Source organism: Streptomyces sp. NPDC047515 (assembly GCF_040643055.1).
Taxonomy (GTDB): Bacteria; Actinomycetota; Actinomycetes; order Streptomycetales; family Streptomycetaceae; genus Streptomyces.
This window is the reverse complement of record NZ_JBEYTM010000050.1, coordinates 41,436-59,706: the sequence shown is the minus strand read 5'-3', so window position 1 is coordinate 59,706 and position 18,271 is coordinate 41,436. Positions and strand designations below refer to the sequence as shown.

The following is an 18,271-nucleotide window of genomic DNA, read 5'->3' as shown; positions in this document are numbered from 1 at the left end:
CTCCAGAACCCTGAAGCCAGAATGATCAAGAGATCGCAGAGTGGCTCACTTTTCATCCGCCGCCCGTGGTATCCATTTCACCCGTTGCCGACACAGGATGGACGGTGAGCCCCGCGGATCAGTCAGGAGCCGACGGGGCGAGGAACAGGACCTCACTGTGGGGTCCTCGCCGCGGGCTTTTCCCTCTGACCGCGACGAGGGCTTGAGCGGCCTGTTCTCATCGGGGGAAGCGGCTTGTCCCCCCGATGCCGCTTCCCCCGACCTGATCGTTCACCGTGGCGTGGCGTGGCGTGGCGTGACCCGCCGCGGGGACTCCGCACATCGTGCCAGCGCACAGCCATGCCCGCCCGCCTCCCGCCGTGCTCGGAGCCGTCCGGCCGAGGGAGGGCGGTCCAGGGGGCCGGATCATCCCGCGTACGCGCGAACCACGGTTGCCATTCCCGTCAATCGGCCAGTGACCGGGGACCACCCAGTACGCCGAGGTGAGGCTGGGAGCCCGCCGGGACCACCCCCGCACGCGCGGGGACCACAAACTGAACATGTCGGAACGCGAGGGGGAGACGGGACCACCCCCGCATGCGCGGGGACCACTAATCGACCTCGCACGCCGCTCAGCTAGGACTTGTCCGGCCGATCATGCGCCTGTGATGGAACGTGCATGATGTCGCCCAGGTCCTGGCATCTGCGACGCCACCACGGCCAGGCATCTGGAGCGTGAGGGTCGGGCAGAGTGCGTGCCAGGAAGTCGACGTCGGTTTCTTTGACGGCCGACGCGATTTCCCGGGCTGCTCGTCTGTCGAGAGCGCCGATGGCTCGCTCTATCAGGAGGCGGTCGTCCCAGATGTCGTAGCCGGGCAGGTGTGGTTTGGGCAGGTAGAGCGGCCATCCTGGACGGCGCACGAAGCCCCGCCAGCAATGGACGGCGTGTTCGAGCGCCCGGACGGGAAGACCTCGTTCGGCCTCGAACCGGGCCGCCTGGCGACGCGTGTGGGGTGAGAACTGTGAGGACCGGCGCCGGTAGTCCTCAAGATGGGACCGGCAGACAGCGTCCAGACGTAGAGCAGCCGCCGTCTTGCGGGGCATGACTCTTCTTTCGAAGTAGTGATTTCGGCGGGTCACTCTACTGTGTGATCCCGCGGTGGTTCATGTCCTGAGCCAGATAGCCAGCGCCGCCGCGGTTGCGGTGCCGAGGTAGACGTAGCCGCGCTTGTCGTATCTGGTAGCGACGGCTCTGGCGTGCTTGAGCTTGTTGATGGCCCGTTCGACGGTGTTGCGTTTCTTGTACCGCTCTTCGTCGAAGACGGGTGGCTGTCCGCCGCGCGAGCCTTTGCGCAGGCGGGCGGCCCTGGCTGTCGGTCTTCTCCGGGATGGCGTGCCGGATGCCGCGTTGTCGCAGGTAGTCGCGGACGGGGCCGTTGCTGTAGGCCTTGTCCGGAGCGAGGCTGTCGGGCTTCTTGCGGGGTCTGCCCGGCCCGAGACGAGTGGACTTCCACCACGTCACGGACAGGTCCGAAGCATTGTGAACGGTAGGGATCGTGGTCATTTCTGATCCCTTATCTCTTTGATCATCTGCCTGGACTCATCGACGGAGACCGCCGCAGCGCGGATCTGCTGGATTGCGTCCTGGTGCACGGCCACGTCGCTGCGCTACTCGACGTACAGCGCACTGGTCAGTGACTCGACGTGGACGACGGGCAGGTCGGCGTGCGTACCGTGTCCAAGGATGGAGAAAGCGCCCATCTGTCCCACGTGCGGCGCCGCGTTCGACGGGAGTACCTGGACGATGATCGTCGGTCGGCCGGACAGTGCGATCAGGCGGTTGAGTTGGTTGTACATGATTCGGGAGTCGGTGCACCGAGTGCGCAGGGCGGCTTCGCCGATGATCGCCCAGAGGTTCAGCGGGTCTTCACGGGTGAGTACCGACTGGCGGGCGAGCCGCACTTCCACCAAGGCGTCGACGCGGTCTTCGGCTGCGGTACTCATGGCGGTGGCCGCGATGATCTGCTGTGCGTACTCTCCGGTTTGAAGCGGCCCCGGAATGACAGTCGGCTGCCACGCGCTCAGGTGGTCGGCTTCGCTCTCCAGGCTGATCAGGTCTTCGTGGGCGGACGACAGGACCGATCGGTACGACTGCCACCACCCGCGCCGTGCGCCCTCGCGGCGTCACTTTCGGCGCCGGACTTTACCGTGATCGCAATCTGTCGAGCGGCTGATCAACCGGCTGAAGAACTGGCGCGGCATCGCCACACGCTCCGGCGAGTCACCCGAGAGCTACCTCGCGGCTTCGAACTGCGCGCTGCAGTGCTCATGACAATGCACTCAACATTATTCCCCCCAGTTCCGCACGCGAGATATGACCTTGACTCTGTCGGCTGTGCTCAAGCCCCGCACGCGCGGGGATCACGTGCATCACTGTTCGCCCCAGGGGGCACCCCCGCACGAGTGGGGATCAAGGGTCGACGTCGCTCCGGCGCGGCAGTCCTGGTGATGCGCGAACGCCCTCCCGGTCTGCGTTTCCGCAGTCCGGGAGGGCGTCGATGGCGGTAGCGGAGGGATTTGAACCCTCGGTGAGTTTCCCCACACTCGCTTTCGAGGCGAGCTCCTTCGGCCGCTCGGACACGCTACCGAGAGAGAGCTTAGACCATCCCTGGGCGTGGACAGAAATCCAATGTCAGAGCTCGCGGAAGAACGCCGTCAGCCGGGCGGCGCAGACGTCCTCCAGCACTCCGTGGATCACCTCGGGGCGGTGGTTGAGCCGACGGTCGCGTACGACGTCCCAGAGCGAGCCCGCCGCGCCCGCCTTCTCGTCGAGCGCCCCGTAGACCACCCGGTCCACGCGGGACTGCACCAGTGCGCCCGCGCACATCGTGCAGGGCTCCAGGGTGACCACCAGGGTGCAGCCGGACAGCCGCCACCGGCCGAGCGCCGCTGCGGCCCGGCGGAGGGCGAGGATCTCGGCGTGTGCGGTCGGGTCGCCGGTCGCCTCTCGTTCGTTGTGCCCCGTGGCGAGCAGGGCGCCGTCCGGGCCGAGGACGACGGCGCCGACCGGCACATCGCCGGCCCGCGCCGCCACATCGGCCTCGGCCAGGGCGCGGCGCATGTGCGCCCGCCAGGGGTCTCTTACGGGATCGGACGGTTCCGGCGGGTGCGGTGGTTCGCTCACCCGCGGACCTTAACGGACGGTCTCCAGGACCTCGGCCGCGCCCAGCGCGTCCGCGATCTCCACCAGTGCGTCCGTGCGCAGCATCAGCAGCTCGGCCTCGGGGAGCCCGAGGTCGGCCAGGACCCCGGTGTCGCCGATCGGGCCCGCCGGCACGGCGTCGGCGTCGAGTCCGTCGTCATCGTCGTTGTCGTTGTCGTTGTCGGGGGTCATGTCCGGCTCGCCGTCCTCCGTACCGTCGAGGCCAACGAGCTCTTCGAGGGCGGCAATGGTGTCGTCGGCCCCGGGTTCGCGGCCGAGCAGTTCGTCGGTGAGCAGGATCTCCCCGTACGAGGAGCGGGCGGCGGCGGTGGCGTCCGAGACGAAAATTCGGGGGTCCTCCTCACCGTCCACCCGGACGACGCCGAACCAGGCGTCCTCCTGCTCGATGAAGACGAGCACAGTGTCCTCGTCCACCGAGGCCTCGCGGGCCAGATCCGTCAGGTCGGACAGGGTCTCCACATCGTCGAGTTCCGTGTCGCTCGCTTCCCACCCGTCTTCGGTGCGCGCGAGCAGTGCGGCGAAGTACACCGTGACTCTCCCACTGGTCTTAGGGGTGTCGGTCCGGCGGGAGGGCAGTCGGTGGTCCGGCTGCCCTGCGTCCCGCCCATCGGAATCGTGGCAGAAACAAGGGCTTTGCGAGAGGAGTTCGGCCGTTGCGTCGGCCATCAGTTCTCCCGGACGCCGCCACCAGGGGGACACGGGACCGCCGTCCGACCTACCAGCGGAAGGTCCTCATCCGCATGGCCTGGCGCATCCGGGCCGCCCGTGCCCGGCGTGGCTGGACCCGGTCGCGGAGCGCCTTCGCCTCATGCAGCTCGCGCAGGAACCGGGCGCGCCGCCTGCGGCGCGCCGCTTCGGTCTCCTGCGGGTCCTGCGGGTCCTGCGGGTCCTGCGGGCCCGGCGCGTCCTGGTCCTGCGGGACCGGCGTGTCCGGCTGGTCCCGCTTCCGCTCTTGCCCGTCCGGCATCGGCTCATCACCCCAAGGCTGGGTCCATATGCCATCACCTTCCCTCCGAACGTGTGGTTGATGCCAGCGCAGAGGTGCGAGCGGCCCGGTTACTGTTGAACCCATGCGGATCCACGTCGTCGACCACCCACTGGTCGCGCACAAACTCACCACCCTGCGCGACAGGCGCACCGACTCCCCGACCTTCCGGCGGCTCGCCGACGAACTGGTCACCCTGCTCGCCTACGAGGCCACCCGGGATGTGCGCACCGAACAGGTCGACATCGAGACCCCGGTCACACCGACGGCCGGGGTGAAGCTGTCGCACCCGCGGCCCCTGGTCGTGCCGATCCTGCGGGCCGGTCTCGGCATGCTCGACGGCATGGTGCGGCTGCTGCCGACCGCCGAGGTGGGCTTCCTGGGCATGATCCGCGACGAGGAGACGCTGCAGGCGTCCACGTACGCGACGCGGATGCCGGAGGACCTCTCGGGCCGCCAGGTGTACGTCCTGGACCCGATGCTGGCCACCGGCGGCACGCTGGTGGCGGCCATTCAGGAACTGATCAAGCGCGGTGCGGACGACGTCACCGCGGTCGTGCTGCTCGCGGCGCCCGAAGGCGTCGAGGTGATGGAGCGCGAGCTGGCGGGTACGCCGGTGACCGTCGTGACCGCCTCGGTCGACGAGCGGCTCAACGAGAACGGCTACATCGTCCCGGGCCTCGGTGACGCGGGCGACCGGATGTACGGCACGGTCGACTAGGGGCTTTCGTCCGGATCGGGCCGGCGTGGTCCGAACGAGGGACCACGGGTCCTGACCGCCGTGCAGGCTCCAGGGGCCGCGCGGGAGGTGCTGACGGCCGCCGGTCCGTTCCGGCAGCCGTCAGCAGGGCCCGGGGGCCGGCTTCGCCAGGGCGGCGAGGGCCGCGGCGGCGGACCGCGGCGTGTTGAACGCCTTGAACTTCGTACCCAGAATCAGATCGATGTCCGCGGTCCTGCGGGCGTCGGTCTTCGAAACGGTCCCCTGCAGCTGCGTACCGAGGACCGGGAACGAGCCGTTCACGGCCGACGGAGCGCCCAGCAGCACCCCCGGACCGGCGACCTTCTTGTCGTACGCGGCCGGGGCGTTCCCCACTTCGCCGATGGTGAAGCCGCGCTTCTTCAGTTCGTCCGCGGCCTTCTTTGCGAGGCCGCTGCGCGGGGTCGCGTTGTAGACGTTGACGGTGATCTTCGCGGGCTTCGGCAGCGCCTTCGCGGGCGCTGACGGCTTGGCCGACGGGCAGTCCGTCTCGTGGTCGGCGGCGCTGGCCTGCCGGTCGCCGCCGGTGAAGACGTCGATGAGCTGCAGCGTGCCCCACCCGGCCAGCGCGAGGGCAACCACGGAAGCGGTGGCAGCGAGGATCAGTTTGCCGCGACGCCGGGGGCGGCGCATACGCGGGTACTTGTCGCCCGTGATGCGGTACTTTCCGCCCATGCCGGGGGGAGTGAGCATGCTCATAGGCGCAGCGTAGTGCGGCCCGGTGATGATGCCTACTAAATGATCAATGGATCGCACCCGTCCGTGTGCGAAAGCACCCGAACGAACCCGAAGAGGGCCCGCAGGGCTTGCCGCTCGTGCGACGAGCCTGCCGCGACGACCCGTCAGCCGAGTTCGAGCACCCGGGCGTGCAGTACCTGTCGCTGCTGAAGCGCGGCGCGGACCGCGCGGTGCAGTCCGTCCTCCAGATAGAGGTCGCCCTGCCACTTCACGACGTGCGCGAACAGGTCCCCGTAGAACGTCGAATCCTCGGCGAGGAGGGTTTCGAGGTCCAGGTTGCCCTTGGTGGTCACCAGCTGATCGAGGCGGACCGGGCGCGGCGCGACATCCGCCCACTGCCGGGTGCTTTCCCGGCCGTGGTCGGGATAAGGCCGCCCATTTCCGATGCGCTTGAAGATCACACGGAAAGCCTACCGGGCAAGAGCCTCCGGGCGCAGCCATGGGGCGGGACTGTGATGCTGCAAGAACGTCATAAAACTGGGAATTTCGGAACGGTGGCCTTGATGAGTGACAGCGACGGCACGGGCGGAGGCGCGGGTTCGGACACCGGCGAGGGTGCGGGCACGGGCGCGGGCGTGGCGTCCCGTGGAGGTGTGACATCAGGCGCGGGCGTGGCCTCCGATGAAGGTGTGGCGTCGGGTGCGGGTGTGGTGTCGGGTAACGGTGAGGCTTCCGGCGGCGGGGCCGGGGTCCTGCCGCCGCAGGCACGGGAGATCGCCGACGGGTACGCCGTCCCCGGAGCCGCTCTCGATCCGGGCGCACTGCTCTGGGACGGTGCGTGTCTGACGGATGCGCAGGTCCGGATCCCGTCGGCGATGCTCAACCGGCACGGACTCGTCGCGGGGCCACCGGTACCGGCAGGGCCAGGACGCTCCAGCGGCGTGACGGGTTCGTTCCCCCTGCACTGGATGCATTGGGGTGCGTTGGAGCGCGCAGGGCGTGCAGAGGGGCGCGTGATGAGTGCGCGTGAGGAGTGCGCGTGAGGGGAGGGAGCGGGAGGACAGGAGGTGGAGGAATGGGGGGTGGAGGAAAGCGGGCTGCGGGCGCGCGGCGAGGGCGTGTGGTGCGGGCGCCGCCGCTACGTGTCGGCTGCGCGTTTGGCCGCCCTGGCCGCCTGTTTGGCCTGCTGCTTGTACGCGCGGACCTCGGCGAGTGATTCCGGATCGGTGATATCGGCGACCGACCGGTGCGAGCCCGCCTCGCCGTACGGCCCGGCCGCCTCCCGCCAGCCCGTCGGCCGGACCCCGAACTGCTTGCCCAGCAGCGCCAGGAAGATCTGCGCCTTCTGCGTGCCGAACCCGGGCAGGGCGTTCAGCCGCCTGCGCAGCTCGGCCCCGGTGGAGACATCGCTCCACACCGCGCTCGCGTCGCCGTCGTACTCCGCCACGAGGTACTGGCACAACTGCTGGACCCGCTTGGCCATGGAGCCCGGATAGCGGTGCAGCGCGGGTTTGGCGGTGAAGAGTTCGGTGAAGGCCTCCGGGGCGTAGGCCGCGATCTCATGGGCGTCCAGATCGTCTCCGCCCATCCGTCCGGCCAGGGTGTACGGGCCGGAGAAGGCCCATTCCATCGGCACCTGCTGGTCCAGCAGCATGCCGACCAGAGCGGCGAGCGGGCTGCGCGCGAGGAGCTCGTCTGCCGCGGGCTCCTGGGCGATCCGCAGGGTGATGTCCTGGTCCTTGTTGCTCTTGGTCATGTCGTCGATCATCCCGACGGCGGCGGGGCCCGGCCACTCCACTGCTCGGCGATGCAGCCGTTTGCCGCCGATTTCGTTCGCGGAGACGACGTGCGGAGACGACGTGCGGAGACGACGTGCGGAGACGACGCGGGGAGACGGCGCGAGGGTCGGCGGCGCGAAGGTCGGCGGCGGCTGCCGGGGGTGACTGTCAGTGGCGGCTGGCAGTCTCGGGGATGTGGACATCGACAACTGGAATTTCTTTCTGGGGAGTTGGAGCAGGCACTGGATCGCCGCCCGGGACCTGCTGGATCCCGAGGAGGCGGAGGAGGAGGCCGACGACGACGCTGTGGTCGCCGGATCGCTGGGGTTTCCGGCAGCGACCGAGGAGCAGATAGTCGCGCTGGAGCAGCGGTTGGGGCTGGTGCTGGCGCCCTCGTACCGGACGTTCCTTCAGGTCTCCAACGGATGGCGTCACGCAAGCAGTTCGGTCTATCTGATGGGTGTTGCGGAGCGCGTCGCGGTGCACGGCGACCCGATGGACCTGCAGCGGCTGTACGAGGAGAATCTGGATGAGAATTCCGGGCAGGCCGAGCGGTTGATGGCCGGCATGTGGGCCAGGTCGTTGCAGCTGTCGCACGACTCGGACCTGACCGATGTCCTGCTCGACCCGGGAGATGTGGGCGAGGACGGTGAATGGGCCGTGTACGTCTACCGTGGCTGGTCCGGTGAATTCCCGGACCGTTTCTCGTCGTTCGCGGACTTCATGCGGGCCATGTACCGGGACTTCCACCGTCGGCACGGCGACAACCCCGTGTTCGAGAACGAGGTGACGCGCGAGCTCGACGCTTCGGTGGAGCGGGCCCGGCTGGCCTGTCTGGCCGGGGGCGACATCGACGAGCAGTTGGCGGTGCTGGACGAGGCCGAGGGGTACGGGAGGGGGCGGGCCCGGCGGCTGCGGGACCAGATCCACGCCATGTTCAGGCCGGTCAGCCATGTCGCGGCGGTCATGGACATGGATGAACCGCTGTACGTACGCGAGATCCTGCCGCTCGCCGCGCGGGAGCACCGCAGGATGGACCGGGATGACGACTGGTTCCTCAGACCGCACGGCGAGGAGGGCCGGGCCGGGGCGGAGGCCGCGTTGCGGGAGGCCGGCGAGCGGTCGTTCCGGTACGAGCCACCTGGCCCGTTCGGCCGTGCCGTCGCCGAGGCCCGCGAGCTGGCGCGCTGGGGAGACACGGAGGGTGCCTGGCGGGTGCTGGCCGCCGCCGTGCCCGAATGGGAGCCCTACGGCACCGAGCATGTCGCGCCCGTCGGCCTGATTGCCGATCCCCTGCTGGGGCCGGTCGTCACACCGGAGCGCGGGCGGCAGATCCTGACCACGCCGCGTGCGGGCCAGGGCTCGGCCCGGCGGCCGGCGGCGGCCACCGGCAGCGGCACGGGTGCCGCTTCGGGCGTCCTGGACGCCGCCGGGCCGGACGGGCTGGGTCGGCTTGCCGGTACCGGCTCCGGTACGCGGCTGAACAGCTTCCGTTTCGTCCTGGTCCACGGCATACCACCGCAGGAACTCGCGCGGCGGATCGGCGACGGGGCGCTGCTGGCCCCGAGCTCCGAGAGCGAGCTGGGTGCGTGGGGTCGACGGAAGAGGCCGTTGAGGGATGGCGCGCACGCACGGATCGGCTCGTGCGGCGGAGGCTGGAGCTTCGCGTTCGAGACCGATCCCGAACCCTTCGTGGAGGACCGGCTGACCGGCCTGGATGCGCAGGCGTCGCTGGGCACCAGGGCGATATCGGTCTGGTGCCCGGGGACGCGTGTACCCGTCGGTACCGGTACCGACGCCCCCGCGCAGACCTTCCGCTTCTCGTATGCCGAGGATGGTCAGGAGGTGTACGGATACACGACCGGTGGTGAGGTGCGCGCGACGAGGGGAATGCTGCCCGCACCGCTCGGTGCGCTTCCGTCCGGTGGGCCCGCGCTCGACGCCATCGCTGTGGTGTACGGGGTCTCGCCGCCCCGATTCGCCCTGCGCAGCGGTCGGTTGCACGCAGTGGCGGCGAAGTCATGGATCGCCTCGCTGACGGCGGGGGAGGGGCACACCACCATCAAAGGCCGTCGCGGTCCTGCGTACACGGGGCGTTGATGTCTCCCGGGCGGAAGAGAGACGTCGTCGACTTCGCTGATCCGTTCACGGACCTGCGTCGGATCGGGGACCCCATCACGGCGAACGGGGTGGCACCGCTGAAGAGGACAGTCGCCGGATCCCCCGGATCTCCGTCGGATCCCCGCCGAACACGGCGTCGAGGAAGCGTGCGTTGACGCATTGACGCATTGACGCATTGACGCGGTCGGGGGCCGGGCGGAGGTCGGGGCGGCGGGCTTCGCGAGACCGGGTGAAACGGTGTGGCTGCCCGAAGGGGCAGCGGCGGCTGCCCCTGGCCGGCGGGGTCCGGGCTGGACGAGGCAGTGGGACGTCGTGAAGGTGGAGTGGTGGGGCCATCACGACGCGCCGCGCCTTCGACCCGGGGCGCGGTCAGGGGAGATGACGATGCACGCACAGGAATGGGACCAGGAACACGACCACGAGCGGGATCGCGGGCGCGGGCAGGAGCACGACGAAGCTGCGCACGCCTCGAGGGCGGCCGAGGGCCGGGAGGCGGCGGACACCCCGCACCTCTACCGTGCGGCGGCGGCCGGACGGGCCGATGTGGTCGGCGCCGGCGGCATGAGCGCCCTCCAGCGGGCGGTCGGCAACAGCGCCGTGGGTTCGATGCTCCAGAGGCAGGAGGAGGCAGAACGCTCCCCCGTGCATGATGTGGTCTCGTCCGGCGGTGGGCAGCCCCTGGACACCGAGACCCGCACCGACCTGGAGGGCCGGATGGGCGCGGACTTCTCCGACGTCCGCATCCACACCGGCTCCGCCGCGCACGAGTCGGCGAAGGGCGTGGGCGCCCACGCGTACACGGTCGGCAACAACGTGGTCTTCCAGCGGGACGCGTACGATCCGGCCACGCCGCAGGGCCGCACCACACTGGCCCACGAGCTCACCCATGTGATCCAGCAGCGCAACGGGCCGGTGGAGGGTACGGAGGCGCCGGGGGGCATCCGGGTGAGCGATCCGTCCGACCGGTTCGAGCGGGAGGCCGTCGCGAACGCCGACCGGGTGCTGTCGGAACCGGCGCCCGCCTCGGCTACGGACTCGGCTCCGGGGATCGGGACCGGGGCGGCCGGGGCGGCCGGTCATGGCTCGGCCTCGGCCTCGGTGCCCGCTGTGCAAAGGGCGGCGACGGAGGACGAGGACGAGCAACCTGCCGATGTGCAGGGTTTTTTCGTACTGAGGGCGGAGGAAGGAACAGAGGAGGAGGAAGAGGCTCCGCCCGCCTGAGCACGGCGGGTTCTCCGGCAGGCGGCGCTGTCAGTTCGTGCGGTCGGTCCATGCGGTCGGTCCGTGCCGTCAGTTCGTTCCGTCAGTTCGTTCCGGCAGGCCGCGCCGTCTGGCCGCAATGTCAGTCCGCGGCGTCCGTCCGCATCGTGCCGCCCAGGAACAGCGACTCCGCACACCGGGAGGGCGTCGGCGCATTCACCGGCTTGCCCACCTTCCGGCAGTCGACGGTCATCGTGACCTTGCCGCCTTCGGGCACCAGGATCGGTGTGACGAAGTGGTAGTCGGAGTCCCTGAAGTTCTCCAGCGCCAGCCGGAGCACCGGCGTGTCCCGACCGGTGGAGACGATGAGCGTTCCCGCGTCGCCCTGCGGGTTCTGGACCACGATGTCCGTCAGCTGGAAGGTGTGCCCGCTGGGTACCTGCAGGGCCGTCGAGGTATTCGACCCACCGCCCACCGAGTCCCTGACCTGCACCTGCGCACTGGTCGGCGCGGCCGCGGACGCGCTGTCGGGCCCGCCGCCGGGGCCGCCGTCGGACGTGCCGGAACTCGGTGAGGGACCGGAGCTGGGTGAACCACCGTTCGCCCCGGAGGAGTCGCCCCCGCCTGCTCCCGTTCCGGCCGTTGAACCCTGGTCCGGGGCCTTGCTCTTGTCGGCCGCGGCCGCCGACCGTACCGCCTCCGGCGTGATCGCCTCCCGCGCCGCCGACTTCACGGCCGGCCGCAACAGCGCGTACCAGAGACCGATCAGCGCGATCACCAGCACGGCAGCGGTGATGAGCGCCCGCGGAAGCCAGCGCGGCAGGATCGGTTCCTGCTGGTACGAGCCGTCCAGGGCCACCGGCCCGACCGGTTCGGCCGGTGCCCGACCCTCCACCACATCCGTTGTTACGACGACTTGGAAGGCGTGCGTGACCGGCGTTCCGCGCCACACGCGCTTCGCCGGCCGGATCCGCAGCTTCCCGAACTCCGCCCGCCCGGGGGCGATCTCCAGCGCGTCCGCCGCGAATGTGACCCGCGCCCGCTCCGTACCGGACCTGGCCCCCAGCCGTACGGTGGCCGGAGTGTTCCCCCGGTTGTCGACGGCGAGCTGATGCCTCCCGCGCCAGGCGCTGTGCGAACTGCGCGGTACCAGCTCGGCGGTCGTCTCGGTGAAGGGAAGTACGGTCACCCGCCCTTCGGGCACCACCGTGTCGCCCTGCTCGCCGGTGGGCACCACCCGTATCCCGAAGGGTGTCTCCCCCGCGAGAACGGTCGAGTCGCGCGGCGGACGCAGCACGAGGGAGACCGTCCGGGAGTCGCCCGGGTAGAGGGACAGGGTCGCCGGCTCCACCGTCGACCAGGCGGCACACGCACCGATCACCTCGAACCGGTATTCCTCGACGGTGCTGCCGGAGTTGAGGATCCGCAGAGGGAGAGCCGTCTCCTCGCCCGGTGCGGCGGTGACGGACGAATCGTCGAGGCTTGCCGTGAGACTCATAGGGCGCACCGTAGGGTCGGCGTCCCGCGCCGACATGGGCCGTGAAGGAACACTTCCGGGCAGAATCCGTGCCCGGATCGGCTTTTTTGTTTCCCTCCAGGTAAACGAGGGAATCTTTTGACCGCCTCAGACGAATGAGGCATACGAAACAGCCGTGATGGTTGTGTTCGCTGCGAGGCCATCGGCTGTTGCTCAGGGGGAGCGTTGCCATGGAGCGCACGACTGTCGCATTACGGGCCCAGGATCCGATCTCTCAAGCGGGTGTGGCCAGTCAGTTACGGGCCCGGCCCGAGGTGAGCGTCATGGAGTGGGTGGAAGGCGATGCCTCACCCCAGATCGTGGTCGTCGTCGTGGACGCGGTCGACGAGGAGGTGCTGACGATGCTGCGCCACATTCAGCGCACCAGCACCTCGCGCACCGTTCTCGTCACCACGGACATCGACGAGCAGAAGCTGGTGAGCGCGGCGGAGTGCGGTGTCGCCGGCGTGATCAGGCGTTCCGAGTCGACGCCGGAACATCTGGTGCAGGTCATCAGGACGGTTGCGCGGGGCGAAGGCCATCTGCCCTCCGACCTGTTGGGCAGGCTGCTGGAAGAGGTGGGTCGCCTCCAGGGGCAGGTACTCGGTCCGCGCGGGCTGCACTTCACCGGTCTCGCGGCGCGCGAAGTGGACGTGCTGCGCCTGGTCGCCGAGGGGTACGACACCGCGGACATCGCGACGAAGCTGGCCTATTCCGAGCGCACGATCAAGAACGTGCTGCATTCGGTGATGACCCGGCTGCAACTGCGGAACCGGTCGCACGCGGTGGCGTACGCGATGCGGCAAGGACTGATCTGAGCCTCCCGGTGTGCGCGTCGGCGGTGGATCCGGTGGATGCGACGGATGCCCGAAAGGGCAGTGGAGGCTTCCCGGGGGTGTGACTTCCGCACCGCTGCGGGTCGGTCGTGCGTACGGGACCGTGTGGTCCGGTATGCCGACGGGCCGAGGGTGGGGAGGACTTCCGTGCGCTGGTTCCAGCCGCTTCGGCGGGCATCGCGGTGGCGTGCGGAGCTGTCGCGTACGGACCTGTCGTGGGCGGACCGAGGAGCCCGGGGGTCCCGGGGGTCCCGGCCACGGCCCCTGTCTTCCGCTTCGCGCCGGACCCTCGTCGCGTTCCGTGTCCCGGCGCTGGCCCTTCTCCTCGTGGTCACCGGCATCGCCCCCGGCTCGGCCGTCACCGCCGAGACGCCTGCGGTGGCCGTGCCCGAGCCCTGGGTCACGCCCGCCGAGTTCACCGACGCGGTCGATCCCGGCGGCTCCACGGGCGTGGCCAAGCAGGTGCGTACGCCCGCGATTCCGCCGAAGCCGGATGTGGTGCTGCTGGTGGACGGCACGGGAAGCATGGGCAAACCGGTGGACGACGTGAAGTCGGGGTTGCGCTCCATCACCGACAAGATCGTCGAACAGCAGCCGGACTCGCGCTTCGCCGTGGCCACGTACGGGGACGAGAAGGACGACCCGACCGCGGAGTTCGAGGTCCTCCAAGGGCTGACGGCCGACCTGGACGCGGTCCAGCACAACGGCGTCAACAGGCTGGGCACCTCCCGTGGCTACAAGAGCAAAGGCCCGTCCGAAGACTGGATCTACGCACTGTGGAAGGTGGCCAACGGTGCGGACGGCGGGACGGTCTTCCGTGAGGGCGCCAGCCCGGTCGTGGTCCTGGTGGGCGACGCGTCGAGCCACAATCCCAGCAACAAGATCTCTTTCGAAGAGTCCGTCTTCGCGCTCCAGGACAAGGGCGTGCGCGTCATCGCCGTCGACGTGGAGACCGAGGACGGCGACGGTCTCAATGGCGACGGATACAGCAGCCCCACCTATCAGGACCCGTACCACGAGCCCGACCAGGCCAAGCGGATCGTCGAGGCCACCAACGGCCGCATGCTGAACGGAATTCCCGGCGACGGCGTCACCGAAGCCATCATCGAGGGCTTCAACAACCTTCCCACCAACGTGAGCTACCGCCTGGACAACTGCGATCCGCATCTGTCCGTCAGCCTCGACCCGCCCACCCAGCAGCTCACCAGCGGGGACACCGCGCACTTCGCGGAGAACATCGACGTCTCCGCGGACGCGCCCCAGGGCACCCGGCTGAGCTGCACCGTCCAGTTCCTGATGGGCACCCAGGTCCCGGGTGCGGAAACGATCGGGCCGGCCGCGGCGGCCGACCCGGACTTCCAGGAACAGATCAACATCGATGTGAACGACGTCGACGCGCCCGTCGTCACTGTGGACGATCTGAGCGTCCGGGCCAAGGACAAGAACGGCGCGCGCGTGACGTACACCGCCACCGCCCAGGACACCACCGACGGCACGCTCCCGGTGACCTGCACCCCCGCCTCCGGTTCGCTCTTCCCGGTCGGCCGCACCACGGTGACCTGCTCGGCGACCGACTCGGCGGGCAATACGGGGACGGACACGGCGGAGATCGAGGTCCTGAAGGCCCCCGTGCCGCCCTCGGCGGATGTGGCGATGAAGGTCGATGTCAGCCCCGACCGTACGTACACGGGCCGCCCCGCCCGCGCCCGCTTCACCGTCACCAACGCGGGCCCGGACGCGGCGACGGGCGTGGTCATCGGCTCGGCCTGGCCGAAACCGTCCAGGGCGAAGGACCGCAGCCTGCCCGCCCTCGCCCGCTGCACGGCGGCCAAGCCGTGCACCATCCCGGCCGGTGGCCGCATCGAGGTGGCCCAGACGGCGACCTACCGCGCGGCGGTCACCGGAGACGTACGGGCCACCGTGCGCGGCACGCTGCCGGACCGGCGGAGAGCCAACAACGAGGACACCGACCGGCTGCGCGTCCTGAAGCCCTTGCTGACCGTCACACCGCAGGTTGCCAAGCCGGGGCAGCCGGTACTGGCCCGGGGCAAGGACTACCCGCCGGGCGCGACCGTACGTTTCACGTGGAACATCGGCATCACCCCCGAGGGGACGGCTGCCACGGTGGGCCGCGACGGCACCTTCGAGGTGCAGGTCCTGGTCCTGCGCAAGGACAAGCTCGGCCCGCGCAGGCTGCGGGCGGACTCGCGGGACCTCGACCGACTGCAGAAACCGGTCCTGGTGGTCCAGCGAAATCTCCAGCCGCCGGACTTCGCGGGCCGCGCATGAGCGCCGACGACCGTACGGGAGTGATCGGGTGATCCACGAGGTCGACGACGTACTCCGTGGGCTGATCAGGGCGGAGGTGCTCGAAGGCGGCCAGATCGCGGTGGTCTTCGACGCCCCGACCCGCGAGTGGGCGGCGAAGGTCAACGCACCCATGGTCAACCTCTACCTCTACGACATCCGCGAGGACATGCGCAGGCGCGAGCGGGGTCTGCACAACGAGTACGACGAGCGCGGCACGATCGTCGCGCGCCGTCGCCCGCCCCGTTTCTTCAAGCTGTCCTACCTGATCACGGCATGGACGAAGCGCCCGGAGGACGAGCACCGGCTGCTCTCGTCGCTGCTCGGCTGCCTGCTGCGGTACGAGGCGCTGCCTCCGGAGCGGCTTACCGGCACCTTGGCCGAGATTGGGGCGTCCGTACCCATGTCGATCGCACTTCCGCCGCCCGAGGACCGCTCGTTCGCCGATGTGTGGAGCGCGCTGGGCGGTGAGTTGAAGCCCTCGCTGGACCTGGTGATCAGCGTGCCGGTCACGGCGTCGCCGAGCTACGTGGTCGGCCCGCCGGTGGGGGACGAGGGGCTGCAGACCCGCTTCGGGGACGTACCGGAGAAGGCCGAGCCGTTGTCTGAACCGATGCCAGGGCGCGGGGGACTTCCGGTGTACGGGGGCCGTCCGGGCCGGCCGGGTGGGGGCGGCGCCTCGCGTGCCCCCGATGCGGAACTACGACGCGGCCTGTCCCTCCGAATCACGGAGACCCGGAAGGCCCGCACGGAGGCGGGGAAGGCCCGCACGGAGACCCGGAAGGCCCGCACGGAGGACAGTGCCGAATGACCACCGTGGGCGATCCGAACCTGCGCCATCTCCTCGCCCGCGCGGTGGCGGTGGAGCAGCGCATACGGCGGGCGGTCGAGACCCGGCAGCTCACCGATCCGGACCCGGACGACGCCTTCCGCGGTCTCTACCTCACGGACGAGAACATCGCCCGTCTGCTGAACGAGAACGAGGCCCGCGCCTTCCCGTACCCCGTGCCGCCTTCCGCTCCGGACTCCGGTGAGGTGCCGGCGGAGAAGTCCGGACTGACGTCCCTGGCGGGCGAGTTCGGGCTCACCGACCTCGACGTCGAGATCCTCCTCATCACGCTCGTACCGGATCTCGACGACCGCTTCGAGGCGTTCTACGGCTACCTGAACGACGACGTCACCCGCCGTCGCCCGTCCATCGGACTGGCGCTGGGCCTGTGCGGTCTGTCCCCCGCCGACCAGGCGGCGCGCGGCCGGCTGTCGGCTCTCGCCCCACTGCGCGAGGGGCGTCTCCTCCTGGTCGAGGACCTGGACCGCCCGTTCCTGAGCCGTGCGCTCCGCGTCCCCGACCGGGTCACCGCCCACCTCCTGGGCGACGACACCCCCGACCCGCGTCTGGCGAATCTCCTCGCCCCCTGGCATGCCGTACTGGGCGTCGGAGAACCGGCCCCGCTGGCCGCCGCCCTCGCGCGGGGCGCCGCGCTCGCCTACCTTCGCGAGGACCAGGGCGGTGCGGGCACGGCCCTCGCGGCCTCCGCGCTGACGCTCGCGGGCCACCGGGTCCTGGGCCTGGACCTGGCGCGACTGGCCGAGGACCCGGCCCCCGCCGAGGCCGTCCGCTCCCTGGTCCGCGAGGCCCGGCTGACCGGCGCCGGCCTGGTCTGCGCCCCGCTCGACGCGGTCTCCCGCGCACACCCGGAACTCCTCCGGCTGCTCACCGGCACCCCGGTCCCCACGATCCTGGTGGGCCGGGCTCCCTGGGACGCCGCCTGGTCCGCCGCCCCGCCCCTCCTCCTGCACGCCCCGCGCGTGGAACCCTCGACCAGGGCGGCCCTCTGGACCGACGCCTACGACGCCCCCGTTCCCGCGACCATCGACGTGGACCGCCTGCTCTCGCCGTTCCTCCTCACTCCGGAACAGATCACCCGCGCGGCCCGGGGAGCCGCCCAGACCACCTACCTGGACGGTGGCGCCCTCACCCCCGACCACGTCCGCCAGGGCGCCCGCGCCCAGAACGCGGCAGGACTGGACCGCCTGGCCCGCCGCATCGAACCCACCGTCACCTGGAACGATCTGGTTCTCCCTCCGGACACCCACGCCCAACTCCGCGAACTCACCGCACGGGCGCGCCATCGCGACCGGGTCCTGGGGGAGTGGGGCATGCGCCCCGGCGGCGGCAGGGGCCGAGGCGTGTCGGCCCTGTTCGCAGGCGATTCCGGTACCGGAAAGACGATGTCCGCCGAGGTCATAGCCGCAGACTTGGGCCTGGACCTCTACACCGTCGACCTGGCGACTGTGATCGACAAGTACGTGGGCGAGACGGAGAAGAACCTGGAGCGGATCTTCTCCGAAGCGGCAGGTGTGAACGGAGTCCTCCTCTTCGACGAGGCGGACGCGATCTTCGGGAAGCGCTCGGACGTGAAGGACGCCCACGACCGTTACGCGAACGTCGAGAGCGCGTACCTGCTCCAGCGGATGGAGTCCTTCGACGGCCTGGCCATCCTCGCCACCAACCTCCGGGCCAACCTGGACGACGCCTTCACCCGCCGCCTGGACCTGGTCATCGACTTCCCGGTCCCGGACCCCGAACAGCGCCGCCTGCTGTGGGAACGCTGCCTGGGCTCCGCACTGCCCCGGGGCAAGGACCTCGACCTCGCCTTCTGCGCGGAGAACTTCGAGCTGGCGGGCGGCAACATCCGCTCGATCGCGGTGACGGCCGCGTACCTGGCGGCGGACACGGGCGAACCGGTCACGATGCCGACACTGATCCACGCGATCCAGCGCGAGTACCAGAAGCTGGGCCGCCTGACACTGGCGTCGGAGTTCGGGCCGTATCTGGGACTGCTGGCGTGACGATGCCGGCCTGATACCGGGGGCCGTGCGTGGGCCCT

General features: G+C 70.1%; 16 protein-coding genes, 1 tRNA gene and 2 pseudogenes. 8 read left to right on the top strand and 11 right to left on the bottom strand.

Translation table 11 applies throughout. The features are described from left to right. Positions 1-615: 615 nt before the first annotated feature. The 7 genes and pseudogenes from ABZ826_RS30705 to ABZ826_RS30675 all read right to left on the bottom strand — a co-directional run bounded on the left by ABZ826_RS30705 (position 616) and on the right by ABZ826_RS30675 (position 4,169). Positions 616-1,083: a hypothetical protein gene (locus tag ABZ826_RS30705; RefSeq protein WP_361455430.1), complete on the bottom strand. Its 468-nt coding sequence runs from the start codon at positions 1,081-1,083 to the stop codon at positions 616-618. Positions 1,084-1,143: 60 nt separating this feature from the next. Further along, positions 1,144-1,468 (bottom strand): annotated as a pseudogene (locus tag ABZ826_RS30700) (transposase); the annotation flags it as partial. A gap of 179 nt (positions 1,469-1,647) precedes the next feature. Beyond that, positions 1,648-2,040, bottom strand: coding sequence for a DUF5753 domain-containing protein (locus ABZ826_RS30695; RefSeq protein WP_361455439.1), 393 nt, complete (start codon positions 2,038-2,040; stop codon positions 1,648-1,650). Between the two features lie 498 nt (positions 2,041-2,538). Continuing rightward, positions 2,539-2,626 (bottom strand) — tRNA-Ser (locus tag ABZ826_RS30690). A gap of 45 nt (positions 2,627-2,671) precedes the next feature. Next, positions 2,672-3,100: a tRNA adenosine(34) deaminase TadA gene (gene tadA / locus ABZ826_RS30685; protein WP_361455427.1), complete on the bottom strand. Its 429-nt coding sequence runs from the start codon at positions 3,098-3,100 to the stop codon at positions 2,672-2,674. A 72-nt stretch (positions 3,101-3,172) separates the two neighbouring features. Then, entirely contained in the window at positions 3,173-3,730 is a 558-nt protein-coding gene (locus tag ABZ826_RS30680) for a hypothetical protein (protein WP_361455424.1), read from the bottom strand. Positions 3,731-3,917: 187 nt separating this feature from the next. Beyond that, positions 3,918-4,169 (bottom strand): hypothetical protein, encoded by a 252-nt coding sequence (locus ABZ826_RS30675; RefSeq protein ID WP_361455421.1) that lies wholly within the window; start codon positions 4,167-4,169, stop codon positions 3,918-3,920. A gap of 103 nt (positions 4,170-4,272) precedes the next feature. Between ABZ826_RS30675 and upp the strand changes: the two genes are divergently transcribed. After that, positions 4,273-4,908, top strand: coding sequence for a uracil phosphoribosyltransferase (gene upp / locus ABZ826_RS30670; protein WP_361455418.1), 636 nt, complete (start codon positions 4,273-4,275; stop codon positions 4,906-4,908). A gap of 120 nt (positions 4,909-5,028) precedes the next feature. Here the strand turns inward: upp and ABZ826_RS30665 are convergent, their stop codons facing one another. Further along, positions 5,029-5,619, bottom strand: coding sequence for a LytR C-terminal domain-containing protein (locus ABZ826_RS30665; protein WP_361455436.1), 591 nt, complete (start codon positions 5,617-5,619; stop codon positions 5,029-5,031). Between the two features lie 167 nt (positions 5,620-5,786). After that, positions 5,787-6,083, bottom strand: coding sequence for a type II toxin-antitoxin system VapB family antitoxin (locus ABZ826_RS30660; RefSeq protein WP_072488263.1), 297 nt, complete (start codon positions 6,081-6,083; stop codon positions 5,787-5,789). A gap of 246 nt (positions 6,084-6,329) precedes the next feature. Between ABZ826_RS30660 and ABZ826_RS30655 the strand changes: the two are divergent. Next, positions 6,330-6,559, top strand: a pseudogene (locus ABZ826_RS30655) (helicase HerA-like domain-containing protein); the annotation flags it as partial. Positions 6,560-6,760: 201 nt separating this feature from the next. On the opposite strand, the gene ABZ826_RS30650 reads toward ABZ826_RS30655, so the two are convergent. Further along, on the bottom strand, positions 6,761-7,378 hold the full coding sequence (locus ABZ826_RS30650; protein WP_361455415.1) for an HhH-GPD-type base excision DNA repair protein: 618 nt from the start codon (positions 7,376-7,378) through the stop codon (positions 6,761-6,763). A gap of 217 nt (positions 7,379-7,595) precedes the next feature. On the opposite strand from ABZ826_RS30650, the gene ABZ826_RS30645 reads away from it, so the two are divergent. Both ABZ826_RS30645 and ABZ826_RS30640 read left to right on the top strand, forming a co-directional pair. After that, a complete protein-coding gene (locus ABZ826_RS30645) occupies positions 7,596-9,500 on the top strand; it encodes an SMI1/KNR4 family protein (protein WP_361455411.1) in 1,905 nt (634 codons plus the stop codon). A gap of 399 nt (positions 9,501-9,899) precedes the next feature. Continuing rightward, a complete protein-coding gene (locus ABZ826_RS30640; protein WP_361455408.1) occupies positions 9,900-10,742 on the top strand; it encodes a DUF4157 domain-containing protein in 843 nt (280 codons plus the stop codon). A gap of 121 nt (positions 10,743-10,863) precedes the next feature. Here ABZ826_RS30640 and ABZ826_RS30635 read toward each other — a convergent pair whose 3' ends face one another. Further along, positions 10,864-12,219 (bottom strand): hypothetical protein, encoded by a 1,356-nt coding sequence (locus ABZ826_RS30635; RefSeq protein ID WP_361455405.1) that lies wholly within the window; start codon positions 12,217-12,219, stop codon positions 10,864-10,866. Positions 12,220-12,428: 209 nt separating this feature from the next. Between ABZ826_RS30635 and ABZ826_RS30630 the strand changes: the two genes are divergently transcribed. The 4 genes from ABZ826_RS30630 (at position 12,429) to ABZ826_RS30615 (ending at position 18,233) form a co-directional block, all read left to right on the top strand. Next, positions 12,429-13,055 carry a response regulator transcription factor gene (locus tag ABZ826_RS30630; RefSeq protein ID WP_361455402.1) on the top strand — a complete coding sequence of 209 codons (627 nt, stop codon included), beginning with the start codon at positions 12,429-12,431 and terminating at the stop codon, positions 13,053-13,055. A 345-nt stretch (positions 13,056-13,400) separates the two neighbouring features. Continuing rightward, on the top strand, positions 13,401-15,362 hold the full coding sequence (locus ABZ826_RS30625; RefSeq protein ID WP_361455399.1) for a VWA domain-containing protein: 1,962 nt from the start codon (positions 13,401-13,403) through the stop codon (positions 15,360-15,362). Positions 15,363-15,390: 28 nt separating this feature from the next. Then, the gene (locus ABZ826_RS30620) at positions 15,391-16,191 is read left to right on the top strand and encodes a DUF4255 domain-containing protein (protein ID WP_361455396.1); all 801 of its coding nucleotides are present in this window, start codon (positions 15,391-15,393) and stop codon (positions 16,189-16,191) included. Continuing rightward, positions 16,188-18,233, top strand: a complete 2,046-nt coding sequence (locus ABZ826_RS30615; protein WP_361455393.1) for an ATP-binding protein — start codon at positions 16,188-16,190, stop codon at positions 18,231-18,233. Before ABZ826_RS30620 ends, ABZ826_RS30615 begins: the two co-directional genes overlap by 4 nt. Positions 18,234-18,271: the final 38 nt, after the last annotated feature.

What these genes read in the sequence shown, in the direction of transcription:
- ABZ826_RS30665 (WP_361455436.1), bottom strand. Translation starts at nt 5,619, where the DNA reads ATGGGCGGAAAGTACCGCATCACGGGCGACAAGTACCCGCGTATGCGC.
- ABZ826_RS30640 (WP_361455408.1), top strand. Translation starts at nt 9,900, where the DNA reads ATGACGATGCACGCACAGGAATGGGACCAGGAACACGACCACGAGCGG.
- upp (WP_361455418.1), top strand. Translation starts at nt 4,273, where the DNA reads ATGCGGATCCACGTCGTCGACCACCCACTGGTCGCGCACAAACTCACC.
- ABZ826_RS30705 (WP_361455430.1), bottom strand. Translation starts at nt 1,083, where the DNA reads ATGCCCCGCAAGACGGCGGCTGCTCTACGTCTGGACGCTGTCTGCCGG.
- ABZ826_RS30635 (WP_361455405.1), bottom strand. Translation starts at nt 12,219, where the DNA reads ATGAGTCTCACGGCAAGCCTCGACGATTCGTCCGTCACCGCCGCACCG.
- ABZ826_RS30650 (WP_361455415.1), bottom strand. Translation starts at nt 7,378, where the DNA reads ATGACCAAGAGCAACAAGGACCAGGACATCACCCTGCGGATCGCCCAG.
- tadA (WP_361455427.1), bottom strand. Translation starts at nt 3,100, where the DNA reads ATGCGCCGCGCCCTGGCCGAGGCCGATGTGGCGGCGCGGGCCGGCGAT.
- ABZ826_RS30615 (WP_361455393.1), top strand. Translation starts at nt 16,188, where the DNA reads ATGACCACCGTGGGCGATCCGAACCTGCGCCATCTCCTCGCCCGCGCG.
- ABZ826_RS30675 (WP_361455421.1), bottom strand. Translation starts at nt 4,169, where the DNA reads ATGCCGGACGGGCAAGAGCGGAAGCGGGACCAGCCGGACACGCCGGTC.
- ABZ826_RS30630 (WP_361455402.1), top strand. Translation starts at nt 12,429, where the DNA reads ATGGAGCGCACGACTGTCGCATTACGGGCCCAGGATCCGATCTCTCAA.